16 protein-coding genes are annotated in these 20713 nt (G+C 60.7%); 9 read left to right on the top strand and 7 right to left on the bottom strand.

What is annotated here, in order from left to right; all coding sequences use genetic code 11:
• Positions 1-5 precede the first annotated feature (5 nt).
• The 6 genes from AB5Y97_RS06615 to lpxL form a co-directional block, all read right to left on the bottom strand.
• Positions 6-578, bottom strand: a complete 573-nt coding sequence (locus AB5Y97_RS06615) for a DNA-J related domain-containing protein (protein WP_368157391.1) — start codon at positions 576-578, stop codon at positions 6-8.
• Positions 575-2362 carry a cation:proton antiporter gene (locus AB5Y97_RS06610; protein WP_368157390.1) on the bottom strand — a complete coding sequence of 596 codons (1788 nt, stop codon included), beginning with the start codon at positions 2360-2362 and terminating at the stop codon, positions 575-577. The genes AB5Y97_RS06615 and AB5Y97_RS06610 overlap by 4 nt, the downstream gene beginning before the upstream one ends.
• A gap of 190 nt (positions 2363-2552) precedes the next feature.
• Positions 2553-3074: an MltR family transcriptional regulator gene (locus AB5Y97_RS06605; protein ID WP_047436914.1), complete on the bottom strand. Its 522-nt coding sequence runs from the start codon at positions 3072-3074 to the stop codon at positions 2553-2555.
• Positions 3075-3207: 133 nt separating this feature from the next.
• Entirely contained in the window at positions 3208-4353 is a 1146-nt protein-coding gene (locus tag AB5Y97_RS06600; RefSeq protein ID WP_047436917.1) for a mannitol-1-phosphate 5-dehydrogenase, read from the bottom strand.
• A 37-nt stretch (positions 4354-4390) separates the two neighbouring features.
• Entirely contained in the window at positions 4391-6313 is a 1923-nt protein-coding gene (locus tag AB5Y97_RS06595) for a PTS mannitol transporter subunit IICBA (protein ID WP_368157389.1), read from the bottom strand.
• Positions 6314-6940: 627 nt separating this feature from the next.
• Positions 6941-7864: an LpxL/LpxP family Kdo(2)-lipid IV(A) lauroyl/palmitoleoyl acyltransferase gene (gene lpxL, locus AB5Y97_RS06590; RefSeq protein WP_368157388.1), complete on the bottom strand. Its 924-nt coding sequence runs from the start codon at positions 7862-7864 to the stop codon at positions 6941-6943.
• Positions 7865-8068: 204 nt separating this feature from the next.
• Between lpxL and hldE the strand changes: the two genes are divergently transcribed.
• Positions 8069-9496, top strand: a complete 1428-nt coding sequence (gene hldE, locus AB5Y97_RS06585; RefSeq protein WP_236322772.1) for a bifunctional D-glycero-beta-D-manno-heptose-7-phosphate kinase/D-glycero-beta-D-manno-heptose 1-phosphate adenylyltransferase HldE — start codon at positions 8069-8071, stop codon at positions 9494-9496.
• A 116-nt stretch (positions 9497-9612) separates the two neighbouring features.
• Here hldE and tolC read toward each other — a convergent pair whose 3' ends face one another.
• Positions 9613-10932 carry an outer membrane channel protein TolC gene (gene tolC, locus AB5Y97_RS06580; protein WP_236563475.1) on the bottom strand — a complete coding sequence of 440 codons (1320 nt, stop codon included), beginning with the start codon at positions 10930-10932 and terminating at the stop codon, positions 9613-9615.
• A 304-nt stretch (positions 10933-11236) separates the two neighbouring features.
• On the opposite strand from tolC, the gene nudF reads away from it, so the two are divergent.
• The 8 genes from nudF (at position 11237) to AB5Y97_RS06540 (ending at position 20700) form a co-directional block, all read left to right on the top strand.
• Positions 11237-11878 carry an ADP-ribose diphosphatase gene (gene nudF / locus AB5Y97_RS06575; RefSeq protein ID WP_058057940.1) on the top strand — a complete coding sequence of 214 codons (642 nt, stop codon included), beginning with the start codon at positions 11237-11239 and terminating at the stop codon, positions 11876-11878.
• Between the two features lies 1 nt (position 11879).
• A complete protein-coding gene (locus AB5Y97_RS06570) occupies positions 11880-12329 on the top strand; it encodes a DUF1249 domain-containing protein (RefSeq protein ID WP_005335899.1) in 450 nt (149 codons plus the stop codon).
• Between the two features lie 22 nt (positions 12330-12351).
• Positions 12352-13170, top strand: a complete 819-nt coding sequence (gene cpdA, locus AB5Y97_RS06565) for a 3',5'-cyclic-AMP phosphodiesterase (RefSeq protein WP_041202814.1) — start codon at positions 12352-12354, stop codon at positions 13168-13170.
• Positions 13171-13182: 12 nt separating this feature from the next.
• On the top strand, positions 13183-13770 hold the full coding sequence (locus AB5Y97_RS06560; RefSeq protein WP_159158138.1) for a YqiA/YcfP family alpha/beta fold hydrolase: 588 nt from the start codon (positions 13183-13185) through the stop codon (positions 13768-13770).
• A 132-nt stretch (positions 13771-13902) separates the two neighbouring features.
• Complete coding sequence (parE, locus tag AB5Y97_RS06555) at positions 13903-15813, top strand: DNA topoisomerase IV subunit B (RefSeq protein WP_368157387.1); 1911 nt, start codon at positions 13903-13905, stop codon at positions 15811-15813.
• A gap of 83 nt (positions 15814-15896) precedes the next feature.
• On the top strand, positions 15897-18191 hold the full coding sequence (gene parC / locus AB5Y97_RS06550; RefSeq protein WP_368157386.1) for a DNA topoisomerase IV subunit A: 2295 nt from the start codon (positions 15897-15899) through the stop codon (positions 18189-18191).
• Between the two features lie 110 nt (positions 18192-18301).
• Positions 18302-19348, top strand: a complete 1047-nt coding sequence (locus tag AB5Y97_RS06545) for an IS481-like element ISAs19 family transposase (protein ID WP_368157385.1) — start codon at positions 18302-18304, stop codon at positions 19346-19348.
• Positions 19349-19431: 83 nt separating this feature from the next.
• Positions 19432-20700 (top strand): IS4-like element ISAeme4 family transposase, encoded by a 1269-nt coding sequence (locus AB5Y97_RS06540; RefSeq protein WP_041206016.1) that lies wholly within the window; start codon positions 19432-19434, stop codon positions 20698-20700.
• The last annotated feature ends 13 nt before the right edge of the window (positions 20701-20713 follow it).

Here is a 20713-nt window from a genome sequence, read left to right as displayed (position 1 = left end):
CGGGATCATCCCCGCAGGACCTCCCATGCCCAGCGGATGCGGATAAAGGTCTCGGCATTGCCGCCCCGATCCGGATGGTGCTGCAATGCCAGCTCCCGCCAGCGGCGGCGGATCGCCTCCTGACTCGCCCCTTCATTCAACTCGAACAGTGCCAACGCCTCGGCTTTGTGCCCCTCACCGTCGTAAGCGCGCCAGAAGCGGTTGAGCAGGGCCTCAACTTCGGCACGATCGGTCTGCCAGAACACCTGCCAGTCGAGATAGTAGCTACGCAGATTTTCGCCAAGGGCAAAGCCGTGGTTGACCTCCTGGTTCCCGGCCAGCGGTTCGAGCCGGATATCCAGGGTGCTGATCACCAGCCACCATCCCTCTTGCCAGAGCTCGGCCTGCAACTGGTAGAGGGCGTTCATGATCAGAAAGTTGACCCGAAACAGCTGCAACTGCTCGTCGTCGGCCAGCCGGGGGATCGCCCCCTGCTGGCGCAGGGCGGCCATCAGTTCATGCACCTTGTAGCTGCCCGCCGCCTGTTGCAATAGCACCAGCAGAGGGGCGAGCAGCGGATTGTGGTTGGCTTCGTTCATTCGGCGCCCTGCTCTCTGGGCGGCTGCAGGGCGATCAGCAGCTCACCCGCCTGCGGGGTGACGGGGCCGGTGACGATCTGGGGCTTGCCCTTGCCATCCATGATGAACAGCGGGATGGCGCCGGGATTGGCGACCTGATACTGGGCCCAGTCGAACGCCTCGCTCAGGCGGGTCGCCTTGATCTGGCCGCCCCGGCTCAGCAGGCCGCTCAAGCGGGCATAGTTGATATCGGGCCCAAACAGGTTCTGGCGAGCGCGAAAGGTGGCGCTCTCCCGGTTAGCCTTGCCGTGCTGCTCGCTGGATCGCAGGGAGTAGACCTGCTCCTCGCCGTAGAGGTGGGCAAAGTGCAGCACCCCGAGGGCGTTGTTGTGGCGGTTGGGGGAGAGTGCCAGCACGGTACTGATGCTGGTAAGCGGCAGGTGCAGCTCGGCATGTTCCGACTGGGGGTTGCCGAAGTAGCAGGGCAGGTTGCTCATCCGCGCCTGTTTGCAGAACTCCCAGGCGGGATCGCAGAGTTGCACCGGCACACCCTGATCCGCCAGCGCCCGGCCTATGGCTCGCGCCACCGAGTTGGCCCCTATGATGAGCCAGGTATTGGGGGCGCTCTGGCGCATCTTGAGCAGGCTTGCCAGCGGTGCCGAGGTGAGGCTCTGCAACACCACGGTGGAGATGATCACCGCAAATACCAGCGGCACCAGCTTGTCGGCATCCGCAATGCCGGCCTCGTGCATGCTGATGGCGAACGAGGCACTGACCGCCGCCGCGACTATGCCGCGCGGGGCGATCCAGCTCAGCAGGGCGCGAGCCCGCCAGGAGAGATCCGAGCCCCAGGTCGAGACCAGAATACAGAGCGGACGCGCCACGAATTGCACCACGCAGAGCAGCGCCAGCACCATGGGGCCGAGTTGCCAGAGCTGGGCCAGATCGAGGCGGGCCGCCAGCAGGATAAACAGGCTGGAGATAAGGATGACCGCGAGATCCTCCTTGAACGCCAGCACCTCCTCCAGATCCAGTCCCTCCTGATTGGCGAGCCAGATGCCGAACACGGTCACCGCCAGCAGGGCAGATTCGTGGCTGAGCCAGTTGGAGAGGCTGAAGGTGACCAGCACCAGCGCCAGCACGCCGAACTTGTGCAGGCTGACCGGTAGCCAGTCCTTGCGAATGAGCAGGGTGGTGAGCCAGCCTGCCGCCACCCCGATCAGGGAACCGACCAGCACTGTCTTGCCCAGCGCCAGCAGGGTATGGCTGATGAGATCCCCCTGACTGCCGAGGCGCACCGCCTCGAACACCAGCACTGCAAACAGGGCACCGATAGGGTCGATGACGATCCCCTCCCAGCGCAGGATACGGTCCACCTCCCGGGTGGGGCGGATCACGTTGAGCATGGGGGCGATCACCGTCGGGCCTGTTACCACGAGCACAGCGCCGAGCATGGTGGCGACCCGCCAGTCCAGCCCCAGCAGGAAGTAACCGGCGCTGCCGATGACGGCGAAACTGACCAGCATGCCGGTGGAGCAGAGATTGCGCACCACCTTGCCGATCCCCTTGAGCTCGGCCAGATGGAGGGTCAGTGCCCCCTCGAACAGGATGATGGCCACCGACAGGGAGACCAGCGGAAACAGCAGATCCCCGAGCAGGGCATCGGGGTCGAGCAGGCCGCTGACCGGGCCCAGAGTCAGGCCGGTGAGCAGCAGAAACAGGATGGCGGGTACCCGCAGCGACCAGGCAAGCCATTGGGCCAGCACGGAGACCAGGGCGATCCCGGCCAGAGAGAGGGCAATCATGCAGACCTCGATTCAGGCAGTGAGTATGGAGCTAGTGTAGTGGCTAAGTTGGTCAGATTGACACCCGAAGGAGCGGGCGTCATGGCCGGGATGGGGAGATGTGCGACAGTCGGCGTCATGGTGGCTGGCGGTGGTGTGCAGGGCGCCAGCCAGACGCCAACCGTGGTGATGGGGTGGCCTTGGGGCCGGATTAGATGGGGCTCTCCTTGTGGAGCTCGCCGACACAGTCGGCCAGCGTCAGTACCAGTGCGGAGCGCACCATCTGATCGAGCCGGTTGAGCTGCATCTGGTAGAAGGCCCAATCCTCTTCGCTGGCGGGGGGCTCCAGCTTCATCATGCCGCCCTGATTGACCCCGTGCAGGCGGTCGAGCAGATCGCGGATCGGCTTGTCGCTGAAGCGGTAATCCTTGGGGTCGCGCACCAGAAAGTCGCGGATCTTGATATAGGCTTCGATATCCTGATAGCGCTCGAGGGAGATGAGGCCGAGGGCGAAGATGAGCTTGAGGCGCACCTCCAGCTGGCCGAGGGGGCCGCTCTGGTTGAGCAGGGGTTCGATGGCGTATTTGACGGCATACTCCTCCTGACGGAACGCGCGTCGCATCAGGGAGTCGACCGCCTCTTCCAGGATGGTCACGGCTTCGAGAAAGAAGCCGCGGGGGCCATCCTGCTCGTTCAGTCGTTCCAGTACTTCATCTTCCTGGTGTGTGGTCATAGGTGCATTGGGTCCAGCTGACAGGGAGAGAGTGGGCCTCTCTCCCGGTTTTTATCATATGGGGCACATTCCCTTGCCATTCAAGCGCTTGGTGCGCTATCAGTGGTGGCTGAATGCGCCGCAAGCAGGGTCATTACAGGGTTTCGTAACGGGCGACGATGGCGCGAACCACCTCGCTCTCTTCATCCAGTCCGGTGACGCGGGCCAGCGCTTTGGCCGGGCCAAGCTCCGCGAGCAGGGCTTGCAACTCCACCGCCTGCGGGTCATCGGCATTGCGATAGTGGAGCGCCGCGGCGATCCCCTCCTGCAACTGATCGCTCGGCAGGCCGTACTCCAGGGTGCCCAGCAGCGGCTTCACCAGTCGATCTCCCGCCGCCAGCTTGCGCAGCGGCTGACGACCGACCCGGTCAATCTCGTCCACCAGATAGGGGTTGGCGAAGCGGGCCAGGATCTTCTCGATGTAGGCGGCGTGCAGGCGCGGGTCGAAGCCGTAGCGTTTCACCAGCACGGCACCACTCTCCTCCATGGCGCGGCGTACCTTGCTGCGGATCACCGGATCCTCGATCGCCTCGCGCACGGTGCGGTAGCCCCGCAGTTTACCTAGGTAGGCGGTGACGATGTGGCCGGTGTTGAGGGTGAACAGCTTGCGCTCGACGAAGGCCATCAGGTTATCGGTGGGCTCCATGCCCGCCACCTGTGGCAGTTCCCCCTTGAACTGGGTCTGGTCGACGATCCACTCGCTGAAGCTCTCTACCGTCACTTCCAGTGGATCATCGTTGGCAGCCGCGGCGGGCGGCACGATGCGATCCACCGCCGAGTCGACGAAGCCGATACAGGATTCGAGCGTGGCATGATACGCGACCGGCAGGTACTTGAGTACCTCCCGCTTGAGGTGGCTGGTGCCGCGCACCATGTTTTCGCAGGCGATGACGTTGAGCGGAGTCAGGTTGCCAGCATCGAAACGGGCCTGCAGCCCCTTGGCCAGGGTACTGGCAATCTTGTCCAGAATGTTGGGGCCCACTGCCGTGGTGACCAGATCGGCAGTGATGATACGGGCGATCACCTCGTGACCGGCGGAGCTCACCGCCGCCACGTTGCGCACCACATCCAGTTTCTGATCCGCTCCCACCACATGGACCTTGTACTCCTGACGGTGGTTGAGCTGGTCGATCAGGGTGTCGTTGACGTCGGCGAAGGTGACCTGATGGCTGGCATCCGCCAGCACTTTACCGATAAAGCCGCGACCGATGTTACCAGCACCAAAATGCAATGTTTTCATGATATTAACCTCTTGAACCAAAGACGATGAAAGATGATTACGCAGCCTGTTCGGCACCCAGCAGATCCAGGAAGGCCTGGGGATCCGTGGTGCTGGCCAGCCGGTCGATGAGACCGGGTTCATCCAGTGCATTGGTCAGGCGGGTTATCACCTGCATGTGTTCGTCGTTGCGGGCGGCGATACCGATCACCAGCCGTGCTACCTCATCGGCAGCCTCGCCAAAGGCGACCCCGGCCGGGTACTGGCAGATGACGATGCCGGTACGCTTCACAAACTCCTTGGCGGCGATGGTGCCGTGCGGCACGGCGATGGATTCGCCGAGGTAGGTGGAGACCAGCTGTTCACGTTCCAGCATGGCGTTGACGTAGTCGGGCGCCACGTAGCCCCGCTCCGCCAGCAGTCGGCCTGCGGTCAGGATGGCGGCCTCCTTGTTGTCCGCTTTCAGTCCCAGATGCACGTCATGACGGCTCAGGGTAAAGACTTCGGCTGCCTGCGGCTCATAGCTGTCGTCGTTGGCCGCCACCAGCAGTTGCGGGTTGGCGACATCATCGTTGGCGGCCTGAGTCAGGCTCTGTACCAGCTCCTGATAGAGGCCGTTGTCGAGGAAGTTGGTGAGCGAGATGTGGTGGGCATGCGGCGCATGGCGACGGGCCCGTTCGGTCAAATCCTTGTGGGTAATGACCCAGTCCACCTGATCGTCGAGCTGATCGATGGCGCGGTTGGTCACGCTGATATCGAGCCCGGCGGCCTGTACCCGCTTGCGCAGCATGCCGGCGCCCATGGCGCTGGAACCCATGCCCGCATCGCAGGCGACCACAATATTGCGTACCGCCATCAGTTCGCCGCCCGGCTTCTTGGCCGCTGCGGTTTCGGGCTTGCCGCCCTTCATGGCTTTCATCTTGCGGGTGGCTTCACCGAGGGCATCGGCCTCGTCGGCTTCCGGTTGCTGGGCGCGAACGAACACGGCGGCGACCAGGAAGGAGACCAGAGTCGCGCTGATGATGGAGAGGGCGACCCCGATCAGGGAGGCTTTCGGCGTCATCAACAACACGGCGAAGATGGAGCCCGGTGAGGCAGGGGAGACCAGACCGGCGTTGAACAGGGTCAGGGTAAAGACCCCGGTCATGCCACCGGCGATCACCGCCAGAATGAGGCGCGGGTTCATCAGCACATACGGGAAGTAGATCTCGTGGATGCCACCGAAGAAGTGAATGATGGAGGCGCCAGCCGCGGACTGCTTGGCCGCACCACGACCGAACACAATGTAGGCCAGCAGCACGCCCATGCCTGGGCCCGGGTTCGCTTCAATCAGGAAGAAGATGGAGCTGCCGTGCTCGGTGGCCTGCTGGATCCCCAGCGGCGAGAAGATGCCGTGGTTGATGGCGTTGTTGAGGAACAGGATCTTGGCCGGTTCGACGAAGATGGAGGTGAGCGGCAGCATGTGGTTTTCTACCAGGAAGCCGACGCCACCGGCCAGCAGGCCGGAGAGCACCTTGACGAAGGGGCCAATCACGAAGAAAGCGAGGATCGCCAGCAGCATGCCGATAAGCCCGGCGGAGAAGTTGTTGACCAGCATCTCGAAGCCGCTCTTGACGCGACCGTCCATCGCCTTGTCGAAGCGCTTGATGGCCCAGCCACCGAGCGGGCCGACCATCATGGCGCCCATAAACATCGGGATGTCGGTGCCCACGATGACGCCCATGGTGGTGATGGCACCGACCACGCCGCCACGCTCACCGCCCATCAGTTTGCCACCGGTGTAGCCAATCAGCAGCGGCAGCAGGTAGGTGATCATGGGGCCGACCAGCTTGGCCAAGGTTTCATTGGGCAGCCAGCCGGTGGGGATGAAGAGGGCGGTGATAAAGCCCCAGGCGATAAAGGCGCCTATGTTGGGCATGACCATATTGGACAGGAAGCGTCCAAAATTCTGTATCTTGACTTTGGTATCCGGTGATAACATGTCGGGACCCCGTTTTAAGCCTGTTTGATTAAAAGTGGTAGTTCGGGATGGCCGGTTTTGCCGAACCTCCATCCCTGTCGTCTAAGCAACTTCAATCTACCAGCTTGCGATCAAATTAGGCTGAAAACGGGGTGTCTTGTGATCCAGCTCTCAGATACCCAGCGATACCTCCTCCATAACCAGTGACCTGCATCACATTCCCATGCTGTAATTCGGCTACATTTCGATCTTTTCTGTTTTGCATGGTCATTTTTTGTGACTCAAATCACTAAAGTTGTTTTGTGGCCCTCTTGTTGAATGGTGACTTTCGTCACAAATTCAATTTTTGTATTCGAATGGGACAAATCACTCAGTCACTCATCAGCGGGTAGTGACGATGGATCTATCGAAACACTCCATTGCTTATCAATGAATCAATAAATTTGTAACCCGCTTTCAGTTTTTACGGTCGGTGATGAGGTCTCTTTTGCTGCTGGCCGATGGGAATGGGCGCCAACATGCAGGATGTTATCGAGCGGCAGATGTTCGGGGCGCTTGCTTGCCGCGCAGGGCTGATAGCAGATAAAAACAAACCGCCAGCAGGCGGTTTGTCGGTTTTTGCGATCTGAGCCCTGTCGGGGCAGCGGCTTAGTAGAAGCCGGTATCCTCGGAGGAGGGGCGGGTCTTGAAGCGGCGATGGAGCCACATGTACTGCTCCGGCGCCTTGCGCACGGCGGCTTCAATCTCGCGGTTGGCGCGGGCGGCATCGACCATGTCGTCACCGCTGGGGTAGTCGGCGAGCGGTGCCCCGATATGCAGGGTGTAACCCTCTCTGGTGCGGATGTTGTAGCAGGGGAGGGTGACGGTGTTCTTCACCCGCGCCAGGGTGGCGGTGCCGGTGATGGTGGCGGCCTGCTCTACCGCGAAGTAGGGCACGAACACGCTGGCGTGGCTGCCATAGTCGTGATCCGGCGCGTACCAGAGGGCGTCACCGTTGCGCAGCGCCTTGATCATCCCCTTCACGTCCATCCGGTCTACCAGATATTTGTTGGAGGCGCAGCGCCCGTGGTACTGGGCATACTCCAGCACCGGATTGGTGTTGGGGCGATAGACCCCCACGCCGGGGCGCACCAGCCCGAAACAGCGGGCGTTGAGTTCCAGCGTCAGGAAGTGGCAGGAGAGCAGCAGCATGCCCTGACCTTTTTCCATGGCGGCGATGACGTGCTCCTCCCCTTCCACCTTCATCAGGTTGCGCATCCGCCAGTCTGGCCAGAACCAGGCGATCCCCACCTCGAACACGGCGCAGCCCACGCTCTCGAAGTTGGCCTTGAGCAGTTTCTCCCGCTCATCTCGGGTCAGCTCGGGCATCGCCAGCTCCAGATTGCGACGGGCAATCTTGACCCGGGACTTCAATATCCTGGCGGCGAGACGACCGAGCTGACGGCCCAGCCACATCTGGCTACGCCACGGCAGCAGGGTCAGCAGCCAGAGCAGGCCGAGGCCGAACCAGCTGGCCCAGTAACGGGGATGAAACAGGCGGGGCTCCAGGCGGGGAGCGTTGTCGTGGGCCATGGCTAATCTCTTGTTCGCAAACACAATCGGGGGATTCTAGCCGAAAAGGGGGGGCGGGGGCGAATGGCTGTGTGCTGGTCAGAGGGGTAGCCTGCGTCCGGTTAGCGTGACAGCGGCGGCAACTGCGGTCGGCTTTTTCTACACCGGACAAAAGAGTGTGATAAAATCGCCCGCTGATTTTTCAGGTTTTGAGAGTCGATACAGATGAAGATCACCCTGCCCGATTTTGAAAAAGCCCGCGTTCTGGTCGTTGGCGATGTCATGTTGGACCGTTACTGGCATGGCCCTACCGGTCGGATCTCCCCCGAGGCTCCGGTGCCCGTGGTCAAGGTTGAACACATTGAGGAGCGTCCCGGTGGCGCGGCCAACGTGGCCCTCAACTCTGCCGCCCTTGGCGCTCACGCCGTGCTGCTTGGCCTGACCGGTCAGGATGAAGCGGCCGATGCGCTGGCCGGTCAGATGGCTGGCGTCAAGGTGGCCTGTGATTTCGTTCGTCTGGCCGACTTCCCGACTATCACCAAGCTGCGGGTGCTGTCCCGCAACCAGCAGCTGCTGCGTCTGGACTTTGAAGAGCCCTTCCACTCCGTCGATGCCACCCTGCTGATGAGCAAGGTTGAGCAGGCGCTGCCGAATAGCGACGTGATGATCCTTTCCGACTACGGCAAGGGTGCTCTCAACGACGTGCCCGGCATGATCCAGCGCGCCCGTGCCGCCGGTATTCCGGTGCTGGTCGACCCCAAGGGGACCGACTTCGAGAAGTATCGCGGTGCCACCCTGCTGACCCCCAACATGTCCGAATTCGAGGCCGTGGTGGGCAAGGTGAAGAGCGAAGAGGAGCTGGTCGCCAAGGGGCTGGGTCTGGTCAAGCGTTTCGAGCTGGATGCCCTGCTGGTCACCCGTTCCGAGAACGGCATGACCCTGATCCGCGAAGGTCAGCCGGAGCTGCATCTGCCGGCTCAGGCCCACGAGGTTTACGATGTGACCGGTGCCGGTGATACCGTCATCTCGACCCTCGCCACCTCGCTGGCGGCAGGCAAGAGCCTGGACGAAGCCTGCGCACTGGCCAATACCGCTGCCGGTATCGTGGTCGGCAAGCTGGGTACCTCTACCGTCAGCCCGGTCGAGCTGGCCAATGCCCTCTACACCGAGCAGGAGACAGGCTTCGGCGTCATGTCCGAAGCCCAGCTGAAAGTGGCGGTTCGTGCCGCCCGTCTGCGCGGCGAGAAGGTGGTGATGACCAACGGTTGCTTCGACATCCTGCACGCCGGCCACGTCTCCTATCTGGCCAACGCGGGCAAGCTGGGGGATCGCCTGATCGTGGCGGTCAACACCGACGAGTCGGTTCGCCGTCTGAAAGGGCCGGGTCGTCCGGTCAACCCGACCGAGCGCCGCATGGCGGTGCTGGCTGCGCTGGGCGCGGTGGATTGGGTTGTGCCGTTCGGTGAAGATACCCCGCAGCGTCTGATCGCCGAAATCCTGCCCGACCTGTTGGTCAAGGGCGGCGACTACAAGCCGGAAGATATCGCCGGTTACGCCGAGGTGACCGCCAATGGCGGCGAGGTGCGGGTTCTCAACTTCGAGGATGGCTGCTCCACCACCGACATCATCAAGACGATCCGCGAGCGCGGCTAACGTTCTGCTGGCCCCGCAATCTGGCGGGGCTCACTATCGGCGGCTGCAAGCCGACAGAAATACGGATAACAAAAAGGCGACCTTGCGGTCGCCTTTTTCATGTCCGATAGCGGCTATCAGCCTTTGGCTTTTGCCGTGGCAGGCATCAGACCCTGGTTCACTTCCACCAGGTCCTGCGCTTCCAGAATACCGGCAGCCTGTTTCAGGCTCAGGATATTGAGGATGTAGTTGTAACGGGCTTCGGAGAGCTTCTGCTTGGCCTCGTACAGCTTGCGAGTAGAGTCCAGCACGTCGACGATGGTACGGGTACCCACTTCGTAACCGGCTTCGGTTGCCTTCAGGGCGCTGTCGGCGGAGACCACAGACTGGCTGTAGGCGCGCACCGAGCCGATGCTGGCGTTCACGTTGTTGTAGGAGGAGCGTACTGTGCTCTGCACCGAGCGGAAGTTCTTCTCCAGCAGTTCACTGGCCGCTACGTAGTTGTATTGAGCCTGTTTCACCTTGGAGCTGGTGGCGCCACCGCTGTAGATGGGCAGCTTGAAGGTCAGACCGATATTGGCCTGATTGTCATTGCCGCCCGGCATGCTATCCAGCTTGTAATCGGTATTGCTGGTTTGCAGTCCGGCACCCAGATCCAGCGTCGGCTCATGGCCGGTTTTGGCCAGATCGATCTGCTCCTTGGCAATGTCCTTGCTGATGCGGGCACTGTGCAGTTGCAGGTTCTTGTCCAGCGCCAGCTCCAGCCACTTGTCGGAGCCGAAAGCGGTCTTCTGCGGGCTGAAACGATCGGTGTTCAGCACGTCCAGATTGCGGTGATCGATACCGGTCAGCTCGCGCAGGGTCTCGTAGCTGTTGTCCAGCGAGTTTTCGGCATTGATCTCGTCAGCCAGCGCCTGGTCGCGGGAGGCTTCAGCTTCATGGACGTCGGTGATGGCGGTCAGGCCCACTTCGAAACGCTGCTGGGTTTGCTCCAGCTGACGCTCTACCGCAACCTTGTTGGCACGGACGAACTCCAGGGTATCCATCGCCTTGAGCACATCAAAGTAGGCTTTGGCGGTGCGCACCATCAGGCTCTGGATTTCGAGGTTGTAGGCGACATCTGACTGGGTGGCCTGCTTCTCGCTGATATCCAGATTGACCCAGTCACTGCGACGATAGAGAGATTGAGACAGCTTTACCTCACCCTTGGCGTTGGTATTGGTATTGGTATCGTTCTTGTTTTGCAGATAATTGAGCCCGGCACCCAGATCGATCTGGGGCAGCAGAGGAGCACGGGATTCGTTGATCTTCTCGAAGGCCTGGTCGCGAACGGCTTTGGACTGCAGCAACTGCGGGTCTTTGATCTGGGCTTGCTGGTAGATGTCGAGCAGGTTTTCGGCATGGGCACCGGCACTGACGCCCAGCAACACCATGACTGACAAAAGTGTTCTTTTCATAGATCGTTTTAACCTTATGTAGTAACCCAAACTGGTTGCTGGAGAGGCAAATATTGTCACCGACCAAGCTTGATTGCAGCTTAATCACTCTACTATAAGCAAAATTTAATGCTAAGAGTCTCAGGTCCGGTGACGGGAACGTCAAGAACCGGACGCAGTTTTCTCCCCGCGCGCCTAGCCAAATGGTCTGTGGCTGCTAAAATCCACCCCTCATTACCATGGCACGCCGAGTGAATGAACGTTCATTCATGTTCCTCGGATTTTATGGTCAAACTGATACAAGTCAAGCTGACGGGAGCCCCGGATGTCGCAGCAACCCTTGCCGCAAGATCGGCATTACGCCGCCGATGATGTGAAAATCATTGAAAAATCAGCTGGATATAACGGCTTCTTCAAGGTGAATGTCTATCGTCTGCAGCATCGGTTATTTGCGGGCGGCTGGAACCAGCCCATCGTGCGCGAGCTGTTCGAGCGGGGCCATGCTGCCGCGCTGCTGCCCTATGATCCGGTACGCGACCAGATAGTGCTGGTGGAGCAGTTTCGTATCGGCGCCATGGAGACCAGCCCGACCCCCTGGCTGCTGGAGCTGGTGGCCGGCATCATAGACCCAGGCGAGGTCGCTGAAGACGTGGTGCGCCGGGAAGCGGTGGAAGAGGCCGGGATCGAGGTGGCCCGCTGCGAGCATGCCATCAGCTATCTGGTGAGCCCGGGCGGCAGCACCGAGCGGATCGAGGTCTTTGTGGGCGAGGTAGATGCCAGCAAGGCCGAGGGGCTGCACGGTCTGGCTGATGAAGGCGAGGATATCCGGGTGCACGTGGTGAGCCGCGAACAGGCCTATGCCTGGCTCAAAGAGGGGCGCATCGACAATGCGGCCTCGGTCATTGCCCTGCAGTGGTTGGCCCTCAACCATGGCGAGCTGCGCGCCCGCTGGCTGGCGGATCGCTGAGGTGGCGCTGACCCTGCAACAGAGCAGGCGCTATGTGCCTGATCTGATGTCCTTGCAGCGTACCTGCGAGGTCAACTACATGGCATTAATGAAACTGCTGCCGCCAGATGGGGAAGTCGGGGCCGAGCGCCGCTATCGGGTCGGCAATGATCTGCAGTTCCAGCTCACCATCATTGGCGAGAGTCGCTTCACCAATCAGGTGATCCTGAGCCAGCACAACCCCGAATTGCCCGAATATTTACAAGCTCAGATAGAGATTCGTTTGTATCATGATGTGCGGATGGCGGAAGTGTGTGCAGCGCAACAGATTTCCCGTTTGCAACCACGTTATGATTATCCCAATAAAAAGATGCACCAGCGGGACGAAAAGGAGCAGGTAAATCTGTTTCTGGCCGAATGGCTAAAATTTTGTCTCAGACATGGTACCAGCCCGATCAATATCTCCAGTTGAACAAATAAAAAGAAGCGTGATTTTGGAAACAGAGCTCCCCCAGGCGCAGGACGGCAGTGTGCGCCTGTTGCAAATTACCGACACCCACCTCTTCGCGAGTGCCGAAGGGCGGCTGTTGGCTGTGCGCACCGCAGAGAGTCTGGCCGCCGTGCTGGAACAGGTGCAGGCCAATGAACACCCCTACGAGGTGATTCTGGCGACCGGCGATCTGTCGCAGGATCACAGCCCGGAATCCTATCAGCGTTTCGCCTCCATGATGGCGCCTCTTGGCCGCCCCATCTACTGGCTGCCGGGCAATCACGATGACAGCCCGCTGATGACCGAATATCTCCATGCCGCCGGGATCAGTGAATCCAAGCAGCTGGTGGGCGACCACTGGCAGGTGATCCTGCTCGACACCCAGGTGCGCGGCAAACCCCACGGCATGATTGGCGATCACCAGCTGGCCGCCCTCGACCGTGCCCTGCGTCAATATCCTGATCGGCACGCTCTTATCACCCTGCACCATCAGGCTGTACCGGTGGGCTGCGCCTGGCTGGATCAGCATAATCTCAAGAATGCCGACGACCTGTTCGCCGTGCTGGCCCGTCATCCGCAGCAGAAGACCATCCTGTTCGGCCACGTCCATCAGGAGTTTGACGAGGTGCACCGCGGGGTACGGCTGATTGCCAGCCCCTCCACCTGCATTCAGTTCAAACCGCTATCCGACGGCTTCGCGCTGGACGAGTCAGGCCCGGGCTGGCGCTATCTGACCCTCTATCCGGATGGGCGGGTGGCCAGCGAGGTGTGGCGCCTGCCGGTGGGACAGTTTGTGCCTGACCCCAACGCCACCGGTTATTGAGGAGAGCACTCCATGAAGTCGGTTCTCCTCTATCTGCACGGTTTCAACTCCTCACCGGGCTCCGCCAAGGCGCAGCAGATGGCTGCCTGGGTGGCCGCCAATCGGCCCGACATCGAAGTGATCATTCCGGCCCAGCCCAATACGCCAGCGGCGGCCTGGGCGGCTATCGAACAGACCATTGCCGATCTGCAGCGTCGTTATGGTAGTGAATTCAAGCTCGGCGCCGTGGGTAGTTCCCTTGGTGGCTTTATGGCGACCCGGGTGAGCGAGCAGTACGGCTGCCGCGCCGCGCTGATCAATCCGGCGGTGCGCCCGCACGAGCTGCTCTGTGACTACCTTGGCCCCCAGACCAATCCCTATACGGGTGAGCAGTATGTACTGCTGCCTGAACATATGGATGAGCTGCGGGCACTGGCGGTACCGGTGACGGCGCCGGAGCGACTCTGGATCCTGCAACAGCAGGGGGATGAGGTGCTCGACTATCGCAAGGCGCTGGATGAATACCGCTTTGCCCGCCTCTCGCTGGAGTGCGGTGGCAACCACGCCTTCGTGGCGTTCGAGCGTTACCCCGCCCAGATCATCCGTTTCCTCGGGTTATAGTCAGGTTTGAGTCAATAAGGGCGGTCTCGCCCTGCTTGTTCTTCTCCAGATCAAGCTTTCGGTGCGGGGAGTTTGTTCTACCCCCGCCTAGCAGTTAAGATTCCCTCCAAACGTCAATTCGCAAGGCCCTCCATGTCTACTCAATACAATGCGGATGCCATTGAGGTCCTCAATGGCCTTGAACCGGTGCGTCGCCGCCCCGGCATGTATACCGACACCACCCGGCCCAATCACCTCGGCCAGGAGGTCATCGACAACAGCGTCGATGAAGCGCTGGCGGGTCACGCCCGCAATCTGGAGGTGATCCTGCATGAAGACCAGTCCCTCGAAGTGATCGACGACGGCCGCGGCATGCCGGTCGATATCCACCCGGAAGAGGGGGTCTGCGGGGTGGAGCTGATCCTCTGCAAGCTGCACGCGGGCGGCAAATTCTCCAACAAGAACTACCAGTTCTCCGGCGGTCTGCACGGGGTGGGTATTTCGGTAGTAAACGCCCTCTCCGATCGGGTCGAGGTGACGGTACGTCGCGATGGTCAGGTCTACGACATCGCCTTCGAGCGTGGCGAGAAGGTGCAGGAGCTGACCATCACCGGCACCTGCGGTCGCCGCAACACCGGCACCCGGGTGCGCTTCTGGCCGCAGGCGAGCTACTTCGATTCGCCCAAATTCTCGGTCACCAAGCTGGAACACCTGCTGAAAGCGAAGGCGGTGCTCTGTCCCGGCCTCACTATCAAGTTCCTCGACAAGAACACTGGCATAAAGCTGGAGTGGTGCTACGAAGATGGCCTCAAGGATTATCTGATCGATGCGGTCAAGCAGTTCACCTGCCTGCCGGAGCAGCCCTTCGTCGGTGCGTTCAGTACCGAACAGTCGGCGGTGGACTGGGCGCTCTGCTGGTTGCCGGAAGGGGGCGAATGCCTCGCCGAATCCTATGTGAACCTCATTCCCACCGCGCAGGGCGGTACCCATGTCAACGGTCTGCGTCAGGGACTGCTCGACGCCATGCGCGAGTTCTGCGAGTTCCGCAACCTGTTGCCGCGGGGGGTCAAGCTGACTCCGGAAGATATCTGGGATCGCTGCGCCTACATCCTCTCCATCAAGATGCAGGATCCGCAGTTCGCCGGTCAGACCAAGGAGCGCCTCTCCTCGCGCCAGAGCTCGGCATTTGTCTCCGGCGTGGTGAAGGATGCCTTCAGCCTCTATCTGAACAGCAACACCGAGCTGGCGGAGCAGATCGCCGAGATCTGTATCAGCAGCGCCCAGCGCCGGATGCGCGCCGCCAAGACGGTGGTGCGCAAGAAGATTACCCAGGGCCCGGCGCTGCCCGGCAAGCTGACCGACTGTAACTGCGCCGACCCTATGCAGGGGGAGCTGTTCCTGGTGGAGGGGGACTCCGCAGGCGGCAGCGCCAAGCAGGCGCGGGATCGCGAGTTTCAGGCCATCATGCCCCTGCGCGGCAAGATCCTGAACACCTGGGAGGTGGAGGCCGGTCAGGTGCTCGCCTCGCAAGAAGTGCACGATATCTCGGTCGCCATCGGGCTCGACCCCGACTCCGAGGATCTCAGCGGCCTGCGCTACGGCAAGGTGTGCATCCTCGCGGATGCGGACTCGGACGGTCTGCACATCGCCACTCTGCTCTGTGCCCTCTTTGTGAAGCACTTCCGCACGCTGGTGGAGAAGGGGCACGTCTATGTCGCCATGCCGCCCCTCTACCGGATCGATATCGGTAAAGAGGTCTACTACGCCCTCGACGAGGACGAGAAGAACGGCGTGCTGCAGCGGGTCGAAGCCGAGAAGAAGAAGGGCAAGGTGATGGTGACCCGATTCAAGGGTCTGGGTGAGATGAACCCGAAACAGCTGCGGGAAACCACCATGGATCCCAACACCCGCCGTCTGGTGCAGCTCACCATGGAGCCGGCAGGGGAGAGCGAAGGGGATGCGGCTGACGAGACCCTGCAACTGATGGATATGCTGCTGGCCAAGAAGCGGGCGAGCGATCGCCGCGAGTGGTTAGAGGAGAAGGGGAACCTCGCCATCATCTAAGCCGTCGGCCGGCCCTGTCGGGGCCGGCAAGCATTTAGCCGGAGTCGCCCTGTGGCGGCTCCCGAACCGAAAGAGAAAATCACATGAGTGATGCTATCGAGCTCAGTCTGGACGGGGTAGAGCGCCAGCCAATGCGCACCTTTACCGAACAGGCTTACTTGAACTACTCCATGTACGTCATCATGGATCGGGCCTTGCCGCATATTGGCGATGGCCTCAAACCGGTGCAGCGGCGCATCATCTACGCCATGAGCGAGCTGGGGCTGTCGGCGCTCTCCAAGCACAAGAAGTCTGCCCGTACCGTGGGTGACGTGCTGGGTAAGTACCACCCCCACGGCGACAGCGCCTGTTATGAAGCCATGGTGCTGATGGCCCAGCCCTTCTCCTACCGCTACCCGCTGGTGGATGGTCAGGGCAACTGGGGTGCGCCGGACGATCCCAAATCCTTCGCTGCCATGCGTTATACCGAAGCGCGGCTGTCGCGCTTCTCCGAGCTGCTGCTCTCCGAGCTGGGGCAAGGCACGGTGGAGTGGACGCCCAACTTCGACGGCACCATGAAGGAGCCGGTGGTGCTGCCTGCCCGCCTGCCGCACATCCTGCTCAACGGGGTGACCGGTATCGCGGTGGGCATGGCGACCGATATCCCGCCCCACAACGCGCGGGAAGTGGCCTACGCCTGTGCCGAGCTGCTCGACAACCCCAATGCGGGGCTCGATGTGTTGATGCAGCACATTCAGGGGCCGGACTACCCGACCAACGCCGAGATCATCACCCCGCGCGACGATATCCGCAAAATCTACGAGACCGGCAAGGGTTCCATCAAGCAGCGGGCGGTGTGGAGCGAAGAAGATGGCGACATTGTCATCACCGCGCTGCCCCATCAGGCCTCAGGCGCCAAGATCATGGAGCAGATTGCCGCCCAGATGGTGGCCAAAAAGCTGCCCATGGTCACCGATCTGCGGGATGAATCGGACCACGAGAACCCGACCCGTCTGGTGATCGTGCCGCGCTCCAACCGGGTGGATGTGGAGGGGCTGATGGCCCACCTGTTCGCCACCACGGATCTGGAGAAGAACTACCGGGTCAACCTCAACATCCTGGGTCTGGACAACCGGCCCCAGGTCAAAGACCTCAAGACCATCCTCACCGAGTGGCTGAGTTTTCGCCGTGAGACGGTGCGCCGCCGCCTGCAGTATCGCCTCGACAAGGTGCTGGCCCGCCTGCACATCCTCGAAGGTTTGCTCATCGCCTATCTCAACATCGACGAGGTGATCGAGATCATCCGCACCGAGGAGGAGCCGGGCCGGGTGATGATGGAGCGCTTCAACATCAGCGAAACCCAGGCCGAGGCGATCCTCGAGCTGAAACTGCGCCACCTGGCCAAGCTCGAAGAGTTCAAGCTGCGCGCCGAACAGAACGAACTGGCGGAAGAGCGCGACAAGCTGGAACTGATCCTGGGTTCCGAGCGCCGTCTCAGCACATTGCTGAAGAAAGAGATCCTGGCGGATGCCGAGAAGTACGGCGACGATCGCCGTACCCCGCTGGTGGAGCGCGCCACCGCCGTGGCCCTGACCGAGAAGGAGCTCACCCCGAGTGAGCCGGTGACCGTGATCCTCTCCGACAAGGGCTGGGTGCGCGCCGCCAAGGGTCACGACGTGGATGTGGAGGGCCTCTCCTACAAGGCGGGGGACGGTTATCTGGCCCACGCCCATGGCCGTAGCAACCAGCAGGCGGTGTTCCTCTCCACCCTGGGGAGAACCTACTCGCTGGAGGCTCACACTCTGCCGTCGGCCCGCAGTCAGGGCGAGCCGCTCACCGGCCGCTTCGCGCTGGGGGCCGGCGAAGAGGTACGCCATCTGGTGATGGGCAATGAAGGCGAGCCGTACCTCATCTGTTCCGACGCCGGTTACGGCTTCGTCTGCAAATATGACGACCTGATCGGTAAAAACAAGAACGGCAAGGCGCTGCTGACCGTGCCGGAAGGGGGCATCGTCATGGCGCCCCAGAGGATAGGCGCGCCGGACACGGATCTCTGCATGGCCATCTCCAACGAGGGGCGCATGCTGCTGTTCCCGCTCAATACCCTGCCGGTACTCGGCAAGGGCAAGGGCAACAAGCTCATCAGCATCCCGTCGGCGCGCGTCAAGGCGCGGGAGGAGTTTATGGTGATGGCCGCCGTCATCCCCCAGGGCCAGTCGGTCACCCTGTTTGCCGGCAAGCGCAAGCTCACCCTAAAACCAGCTGATCTTGACTACTACCGCGGCGAGCGCGGCCGCCGTGGCGCCAAACTGCCCCGCGGTTTGCAGCGGGTCGATCGCATCGAGATTGAACCCGTCGCCGGCGCCGAGCCGGCAGCCGGGGAAAATCAGGAAGGGTAATTTGTATGGAGATGGTATTTACCTGACAGTTGCCCACAAAAGGGAGTGGTCATACGGCTTCAAACCGGATAACAAAACGGTACCCCTACCGTGTTATCCGGAGTCACCGTATGACCACCAACGAGAAAGTAGCACGTCGTAAACTCAGCCTGCTAGAGCTCGCCAAAGAGCTCAATAACGTCAGCAAAGCCTGCAAGCTCATCGGCTACAGCCGCCAGCAGTTCTACGAGATTCGCCGTAACTACCAGACCTATGGGGCTGAGGGCTTGCTCGACAAACTCCCCGGCTGTAAAGGGGCGCATCCCAACCGGGTCGCTCCCGAGATTGAACAGGCTATCCTCGATTACTCTCTCACCAGACCAACCCATGGCCCGCTGCGGGTCGTGCAAGAACTGGCTTTGCAGGGTATCAACGTCAGTGCAGGCGGTGTGCGTGGCGTGTGGCAACGTCATGACTTGCTCTCTAAACACGACCGTTTGTTGCGCCTCGAGAAAACCCACCGGGAGCAGACCATTGAACTCAATGACGAGCAAATTCGCCTGTTAGAGCGCTTCAGCCCCGAGTTTCGCGAACGCCAGATTGAGGTCCACTACACCGGGGAACTGGTGGCGGTCGACACCTTCTTCGTCGGTGCACTCAAGGGGGTGGGCAAGGTGTATCTGCAAACCGTGCTCGATTGCTACAGCCGCCACGCCTGGGGACGGCTCTACACCAGCAAGCTGCCGGTGACGTCGGTCCATGTGCTCAACGAAACGGTGCTGCCGTTCTTCGAGGCTCATGAGGCACGGGTCTATACCATCCTGTCGGACAATGGGCGCGAGTTCTGCGGGCGCCCTGACCATCATCCCTACGAGCTGTTCCTGCAACTGGAGGGGATTGAGCACCGGACCACCAAGGTACGCAGGCCGCAGAGCAACGGCTTTATCGAGCGGCTACATCGCACCCTGCTGGATGAACACTTCCGTATCAAGGGGAGGACGACCTGGTATGAATCAGTGGAGCAGATGCAGACAGACCTGGACAGCTATCTGGATCACTACAACACCCAGCGGCCACATCAGGGCAGGATGATGGAGGGTCAAACCCCCTACAGCATGTTCAAAAAGGGTCTGAAATTGATACCGAAGGAAGTGCGCTCTCATGTACAGGATCTTTAGCAGCAACCAATTGAAATAGATATAAAAATGGCTTCGATTGTGATCTGATTTTATCGCCAAACAAAACCGCCACGCACGAAGCCATGACCATTATCGATGCCAACCACTATCTTGAGCAACTTCTCTCTCCTGCCGAACTCGACCGCATTGCCCGTGACTGCCAATTTTGCTTGCGCAAACGAGCCATTACGCCTGCCATGCTGGTGACTGCACTCTTGCGGGCACTTGGCTGCGACCAGGTCGATGGTATCGCTGGATTGCACCATCATTTCAATGCCTTGCAACTGGTTGATGCCCATCAGGTTTCCTACAAGCCCTTTCACAACCAGTTGCGCAAAGCGTCGTTCGCCCTGTTCATGAAGGCGCTGGTTGAACGGGCTATCGCCTTGCGTATCGGCCAACAGATGAAGACTGCATCCCTTGGCGCATTCAAACAGGTGTTGTTGCAGGATGGTACTTCCTTTGCCGTCCACAAAAGCCTGGCCGAAGTGTTTCCGGGAAGGTTCAAGACCATTAGCCCGGCGGCAATCGAGTGTCATATGCTCATGTCTCTATTGGAGCAAAGTCCAGTTTGCATGCAGGTCTCTGCCGATACGGCGTCAGAGCGCCAGTTCCTGCCTGAGCCCGAGCGGCTCAATAACAGCCTGCTGTTGGCGGACGCGGGTTACATCGATATGGCCTACTTTGCGAAACTAAACGAGGCGGGCGGTTTCTATCTGGTCAGGGGTAGTAAGAGCCTGAACCCGAAGATTATCCGGGCATGGCGCGGTGACGAACGGGAAGTGCCGAAGCTGGCGGGCCTGTCACTCAAGGATGCTGGACGGCGGCACTGTCGGGCAGAGGTACTGGATATGGTGGTGAAATCGGGCAAGTTCGAGTATCGGCTGATCCGACGCTGGTTTGCCGAGGAGAAACGGTTCTGTATCTGGATGACCAATCTGCCACGAGAGGCATGGCCAGCAGAGCGGGTGATGAGCCTGTACCGCTGTCGTTGGCAGGTGGAGCTGCTGTTTAAGGAGTGGAAGTCGCACAACCGGCTCAAGGGCTTTGTGACAGGTCAGAAAGCCATTGCCGAGGGGCTGGTGTGGGCCAGCCTGTTGTCGCTGGTGATGAAAAGACGGGTAGCTCAGACGCTGATGGGGGACGGTTTATCCACACTGAAAGCGGCGAAAAATAGCGGAACCTGGTGGTTCCCGTTATTGGAAGCGGTGGCTCATCGGGTGTTGGTGGAAATAAGAGAGCGTCTGGAATGGGCTGCCGTTTACTTGGCGAAAAATGCCCGTCGAACCAAGCAGCGAAAATCGATACAGAACAGGACCTTAGAAGGAATTTCAAATGAAGTGTTTTCTTAAGGTCCTGTATATG

Origin of the sequence: Aeromonas sp. R10-2 (assembly GCF_040908445.1) — a bacterium.
GTDB classification, from domain to species: Bacteria; Pseudomonadota; Gammaproteobacteria; order Enterobacterales; family Aeromonadaceae; genus Aeromonas; species Aeromonas veronii.
Note: the sequence above shows the minus strand (reverse complement) of the source record. Positions and strands in the feature narration are given on the sequence as shown.

What these genes read in the sequence shown, in the direction of transcription:
- AB5Y97_RS06615 (WP_368157391.1), bottom strand. Translation starts at nt 578, where the DNA reads ATGAACGAAGCCAACCACAATCCGCTGCTCGCCCCTCTGCTGGTGCTA.
- AB5Y97_RS06610 (WP_368157390.1), bottom strand. Translation starts at nt 2,362, where the DNA reads ATGATTGCCCTCTCTCTGGCCGGGATCGCCCTGGTCTCCGTGCTGGCC.
- AB5Y97_RS06605 (WP_047436914.1), bottom strand. Translation starts at nt 3,074, where the DNA reads ATGACCACACACCAGGAAGATGAAGTACTGGAACGACTGAACGAGCAG.
- AB5Y97_RS06600 (WP_047436917.1), bottom strand. Translation starts at nt 4,353, where the DNA reads ATGAAAACATTGCATTTTGGTGCTGGTAACATCGGTCGCGGCTTTATC.
- AB5Y97_RS06595 (WP_368157389.1), bottom strand. Translation starts at nt 6,313, where the DNA reads ATGTTATCACCGGATACCAAAGTCAAGATACAGAATTTTGGACGCTTC.
- lpxL (WP_368157388.1), bottom strand. Translation starts at nt 7,864, where the DNA reads ATGGCCCACGACAACGCTCCCCGCCTGGAGCCCCGCCTGTTTCATCCC.
- hldE (WP_236322772.1), top strand. Translation starts at nt 8,069, where the DNA reads ATGAAGATCACCCTGCCCGATTTTGAAAAAGCCCGCGTTCTGGTCGTT.
- tolC (WP_236563475.1), bottom strand. Translation starts at nt 10,932, where the DNA reads ATGAAAAGAACACTTTTGTCAGTCATGGTGTTGCTGGGCGTCAGTGCC.
- nudF (WP_058057940.1), top strand. Translation starts at nt 11,237, where the DNA reads ATGTCGCAGCAACCCTTGCCGCAAGATCGGCATTACGCCGCCGATGAT.
- AB5Y97_RS06560 (WP_159158138.1), top strand. Translation starts at nt 13,183, where the DNA reads ATGAAGTCGGTTCTCCTCTATCTGCACGGTTTCAACTCCTCACCGGGC.
- parE (WP_368157387.1), top strand. Translation starts at nt 13,903, where the DNA reads ATGTCTACTCAATACAATGCGGATGCCATTGAGGTCCTCAATGGCCTT.
- parC (WP_368157386.1), top strand. Translation starts at nt 15,897, where the DNA reads ATGAGTGATGCTATCGAGCTCAGTCTGGACGGGGTAGAGCGCCAGCCA.
- AB5Y97_RS06545 (WP_368157385.1), top strand. Translation starts at nt 18,302, where the DNA reads ATGACCACCAACGAGAAAGTAGCACGTCGTAAACTCAGCCTGCTAGAG.
- AB5Y97_RS06540 (WP_041206016.1), top strand. Translation starts at nt 19,432, where the DNA reads ATGACCATTATCGATGCCAACCACTATCTTGAGCAACTTCTCTCTCCT.